This window comes from Streptomyces sp. NPDC058964, from assembly GCF_042741275.1.
In the GTDB taxonomy this organism is placed as follows: Bacteria; Actinomycetota; Actinomycetes; order Streptomycetales; family Streptomycetaceae; genus Streptomyces.
Map to the genome: position 1 here is coordinate 5,374 of NZ_JBHYKH010000336.1, position 4,545 is coordinate 9,918.

The following is a 4,545-nucleotide window of genomic DNA, read 5'->3' on the forward strand; positions in this document are numbered from 1 at the left end:
GCACGGCACGCCGCCGGTGGGGGAGCGTGGCCTGCGGATCTCCGCACCGGCGAAGGGATGCGGCGGCGGCGAGAGCCTCCTAGCCGCGCGCCGAAGCCTCGTGGGCCGCCCGTCCGCGCCGGACCAGCGGCCAGGTCGCGATGCCTATCGTGAGCGCGATCAGGTGACCCCAGTTGGTCATCGGGTCCGTGAACGCGATCAGGTCCTGCAGGACCATCCCGCCGAACAGGACGAGCAGGGGCCAGCGCAGCCAGGGCGTGAGCAGCCCCGCCAGCGCGCCGGTGCTGGTGGCGACACCGAAGCTGATGCCGTAGTCGAGGCGGTGCAGGGAGCTGTCGGGCAGGTGTCCCACCAGGACCGCGAGCCCCACGGGGACCTCGGTGGCGAGGGTGGCGAGCACGTGTCCGAGCAGGAAGACACCGAGGGCCCGCGCCCCGCCGGTGCGCCGCTCCAGCGCCGTGAGGACGACCAGGAAGCAGACGGCGTACGGCGACAGGAGCCCGCCCGCGATCCACAGCGCGCTCGCCACCAGGACCAGGACCGGGGTGCGCACGAGGTGGGCCACATCGGTGCTGGACGCCTGGTAAAGGGTGTGCACGACCCCGGGGTCGGCCTTGGCGGCGAACAGCGAGGTGAGCGTGAGCAGGGCCGCGTAGCCGAAGGTGTACGGCGTGCCGGTGGGGGTGGGCAGCAGCCGCCAGGGGCGCAGGGCAGGGAGGTGGCGAGTACCGGGGAGGGGCCGGCCGGGGGCCGGTGCGTCCGCGCTCGGCACGTCGGCCGGGAGGGGCACGGCCGCGGGGGCGGCGTGCGCGACGGGGCCGCGCTGGCGAGGCACTCCGTCCAGCAGGCCGGCGAGCTCGGGGGACGGCGGGCCGGGATCGTGCGGAAGGGACGTGCCGGGGGGCGTGGGCGAGGCCGTCGTCGCGGCCCTCGCGGTCGGTTCCACCGTGAGGTGCTCCTTCCGTTTCGCCCCCACCCTTCGCGTCCCACGGGCCGCTGTCTATGACCGACACCACGCGAGCCACGATTCACAGGATTTTCCGATGAAGTGCACGAGCCACGCCGGGTTTCCGGCGGAACCGGGAGCCCTCGAACGGGTGATGTACCACGCCCCGTCCGCCATCCGTAATTCGCGTGGCCGCAAAGCCGTGTTCGTGCAGGATGGGCGCATGACCACCGCGCACCCGGCACCCGTAGTCCTGGACCGCCGCGAGGGACCCTACGGGGAGGTGGTACTGCGCAGGCACGGCGAGCTCTTGCAGATCATCGCCAACGGGTGCTTCCTGATGGACACCTCCGACGGCCGCTCGGAACGGCTGCTCGTCGACGCCGCGTACGACGCCCTGGACGGACGGCCGGAACCGGACGTACTGATCGGCGGCCTGGGGGTCGGGTTCTCGCTCGCACACGCCGCGGCGGATCCGCGCTGGGGCCGGATCACCGTCGTGGAACGCGAACCGGCCGTGATCGGCTGGCATCGCGGGGGGCCGCTGTCCCCCCTGTCCGCGGCCGCCCTCGCCGATCCGCGCACGGAGATCGTCGAGGCCGATCTGGTCTCGCACGTCCATGAGACATCCGCCACGTACGACGCCCTGTGCCTGGACATCGACAACGGGCCCGGCTGGACCGTCGGCGAGGACAACAAGGGCCTCTACTCACCGGCCGGACTGGCGGACTGCGCAAGGGTGTTGACGCCCGGAGGCGTCCTCGCGGTGTGGTCGGCGCAGCCCTCTCCGGAATTCGAGGGAACCTTGCGGAATGCCGGGTTCCAACACGTGCGTACCGAAGAGATCCCCGTTGCCCGGGGCGTTCCGGACGCCGTGCACCTCGCCGTACGACCTGGATAGCGACGGCACCGTCCGTCCCCGTAATGTGCTTCCCTGACGCGGATCATTCAAGCGTCAATCGCAAACCATGCGCAGACCGAGGAACCACCCCACTGGTTCCGGAAAGCACACTCAGGGGCGGGCGATGGAGCAGACACACACCTCGCACAGCGGTACCGCGGCGGCCACTCCGGGCGCACAGCGTCGAGTACTGGTGATCGAGGACGACCCGACGATCGTGGACGCCATCGCGGCCCGGCTCCGCGCCGAGGGATTCCTGGTGCAAACCGCGGGCGACGGCCCGTCCGCGGTCGACACCGCCGAGGCCTGGCAGCCAGACCTGCTGATCCTCGACATCATGCTGCCCGGCTTCGACGGCCTGGAGGTCTGCCGCCGCGTGCAGGCCCAGCGCCCGGTGCCGGTGCTGATGCTCACCGCGCGCGACGACGAGACCGACATGCTGGTCGGGCTGGGCGTCGGCGCCGACGACTACATGACCAAGCCGTTCTCGATGCGCGAGCTGGCCGCGCGCGTGCACGTGCTGCTGCGCCGGGTGGAGCGGGCCGCGCTGGCCGCCGCGACCCCGCGCTCCGGCATCCTGCGCCTCGGCGAGCTGGAGATCGACCACGCGCAGCGCCGCGTGCGGGTGCGCAGCGAGGACGTCCACCTCACCCCCACCGAGTTCGACCTCCTGGTCTGCCTGGCGAACACCCCGCGCGCGGTGCTCTCCCGTGAGCAGCTCCTCGCCGAGGTGTGGGACTGGGCGGACGCCTCCGGCACCCGGACGGTCGACAGCCACATCAAGGCGCTGCGCCGGAAGATCGGCGCCGAGCGGATCCGCACGGTGCACGGCGTGGGCTACGCGCTGGAGACGCCGACGCCATGAGCGACGGGCCGGCCGCACGGAAAAGCCCCGGGGAGGAGCCCTGGGGCGGCGTACGTCCGTTCTCGATCAAGACCAAGCTGGGCGCGCTCGTCGTCATCTCGGTGCTGATCACCACAGGTCTGTCGATGATCGCGGTGCACACCAAGACGGAGCTTCGCTTCATCACGGTCTTCTCGATGATCGCCACACTGCTGATAACGCAGTTCGTGGCGCATTCACTCACCTCGCCGCTCGACGAGATGAACGCGGTGGCCCGGTCGATCTCGCACGGCGACTACACGCGCCGGGTGAAGGAGAACCGCCGGGACGAGCTCGGCGACCTCGCCGAGACGATCAACGTCATGGCCGACGAGCTGGAGGCCCAGGACCGTCAGCGCAAGGAACTCGTGGCGAATGTCTCGCACGAGCTGCGCACCCCCATCGCGGGCCTGCGCGCCGTCCTGGAGAACGTCGTGGACGGCATCGCGGAGCCGGACACCGAGACCATGCGGACGGCGCTCAAGCAGACCGAGCGGCTCGGGCGGCTGGTGGAGACGCTCCTGGACCTGTCGAGGCTGGACAACGGCGTCGTACCGCTGCGCAAGCGGCGCTTCGAGGTGTGGCCGTACCTCTCCGGCGTGCTCAAGGAGGCCAACATGGTCGCCTCCGCGCGCGGCAGCATGACGTCGGGCTCCGGGAACCACACGCGGACCGACGTCCATCTGCACCTCGACGTGTCCCCGCCGGAGCTGACCGCGCACGCGGACCCGGAGCGGATCCACCAGGTCGTGGCCAACCTGATCGACAACGCGGTCAAGCACAGCCCGCCGCACGGCCGGGTCACGGTGAAGGCGCGGCGCGGGCCGCAGCCGGAGTCCCTCGAGCTGGAGGTCCTGGACGAGGGCCCCGGCATCCCGAAGTCCGAGTGGCGCAAGGTCTTCGAGCGCTTCAACCGGGGAGCCGTCAGCCGCCCGCACGGTCCGGGCAGCGACGGCGGTACCGGGCTGGGTCTGGCGATCGCCCGCTGGGCGGTGGATCTGCACGGCGGCCGGATCGGAGTGGCCGAATCCGAGCGGGGCTGCCGGATTCTCGTCACCCTTCCGGGAGAGCGATCCGTGCCAAGTTGACGTAAAGTTCGAAGCGGAGTCACAAGATCCACGAGTGTCGCCACTGACAGACACGTGTGATCAGGGACGGCCCGCGCCATTGCAGCGCCGGGGCCGTTGTTGACGTATACCTTCCGCAGGCGAACCACGCTTGTTTCCCGCCATTTCAAGCCCCGAAACACGCTTTCTGATGTGACTTACGCGACGATGAACCGGCCCGACCTGACCTTCACCCTCAGGGAGGCGTAGCCTTTATTCCCGCTGTCCATCACCTTGTGAAGCGGAAGAGGGCGGTTGCCGCCGTGTCGCCACAGTCCCCCAGTAACTCGAGCATCTCGACCGACGACCAAGCCGGGAAGAACCCCGCTGCTGCGTTCGGTCCCAACGAGTGGCTCGTCGACGAGATCTATCAGCAGTACCTCCAGGACCCGAATTCGGTAGACCGCGCCTGGTGGGACTTCTTCGCCGACTACAAGCCGGGCGCCGCTGCGACCCCGGCTCCGTCGGGTGCTGCGGCCGCGGGGGCCGCAGTGACCGCCACGACGGCCGCTCCGGCCCAGCCCGCAGCTCCGGTCGCCCCGGCCCCGGCTGCCGCGGCCCCGAAGCCCGCCGCCGCGCCCGCGGCCGCCGCTCCGGCCGCGCCCAAGCCCGCCGCTGCCGCCCCGGCCGCCAAACCGGCCGCCCATGCCGCGCCCGCGGCCCAGGCGCCCGGGGGCCCGGAGTAAGTGACGCGGAGCGGCCCCGCCCC

At 71.2% G+C, this 4,545-nt stretch carries 5 protein-coding genes; 4 read left to right on the top strand and 1 reads right to left on the bottom strand.

Annotated elements, in window-relative coordinates; genetic code table 11:
- Positions 1 to 79: 79 nt before the first annotated feature.
- A complete protein-coding gene (locus ACFW2E_RS31805; RefSeq protein WP_384470780.1) occupies positions 80 to 946 on the bottom strand; it encodes a rhomboid-like protein in 867 nt (288 codons plus the stop codon).
- Between the two features lie 223 nt (positions 947 to 1,169).
- On the opposite strand from ACFW2E_RS31805, the gene ACFW2E_RS31810 reads away from it, so the two are divergent.
- The 4 genes from ACFW2E_RS31810 (at position 1,170) to ACFW2E_RS31825 (ending at position 4,522) form a co-directional block, all read left to right on the top strand.
- Entirely contained in the window at positions 1,170 to 1,847 is a 678-nt protein-coding gene (locus ACFW2E_RS31810) for a spermidine synthase (RefSeq protein WP_384470782.1), read from the top strand.
- Positions 1,848 to 1,971: 124 nt separating this feature from the next.
- Positions 1,972 to 2,712, top strand: a complete 741-nt coding sequence (locus tag ACFW2E_RS31815; RefSeq protein ID WP_384470785.1) for a response regulator transcription factor — start codon at positions 1,972 to 1,974, stop codon at positions 2,710 to 2,712.
- The gene (locus ACFW2E_RS31820) at positions 2,709 to 3,818 is read left to right on the top strand and encodes a sensor histidine kinase (protein WP_384470788.1); all 1,110 of its coding nucleotides are present in this window, start codon (positions 2,709 to 2,711) and stop codon (positions 3,816 to 3,818) included. Before ACFW2E_RS31815 ends, ACFW2E_RS31820 begins: the two co-directional genes overlap by 4 nt.
- Before the next feature lie 281 nt (positions 3,819 to 4,099).
- The gene (locus ACFW2E_RS31825; RefSeq protein WP_384470791.1) at positions 4,100 to 4,522 is read left to right on the top strand and encodes a hypothetical protein; all 423 of its coding nucleotides are present in this window, start codon (positions 4,100 to 4,102) and stop codon (positions 4,520 to 4,522) included.
- Positions 4,523 to 4,545 lie beyond the last annotated feature (23 nt).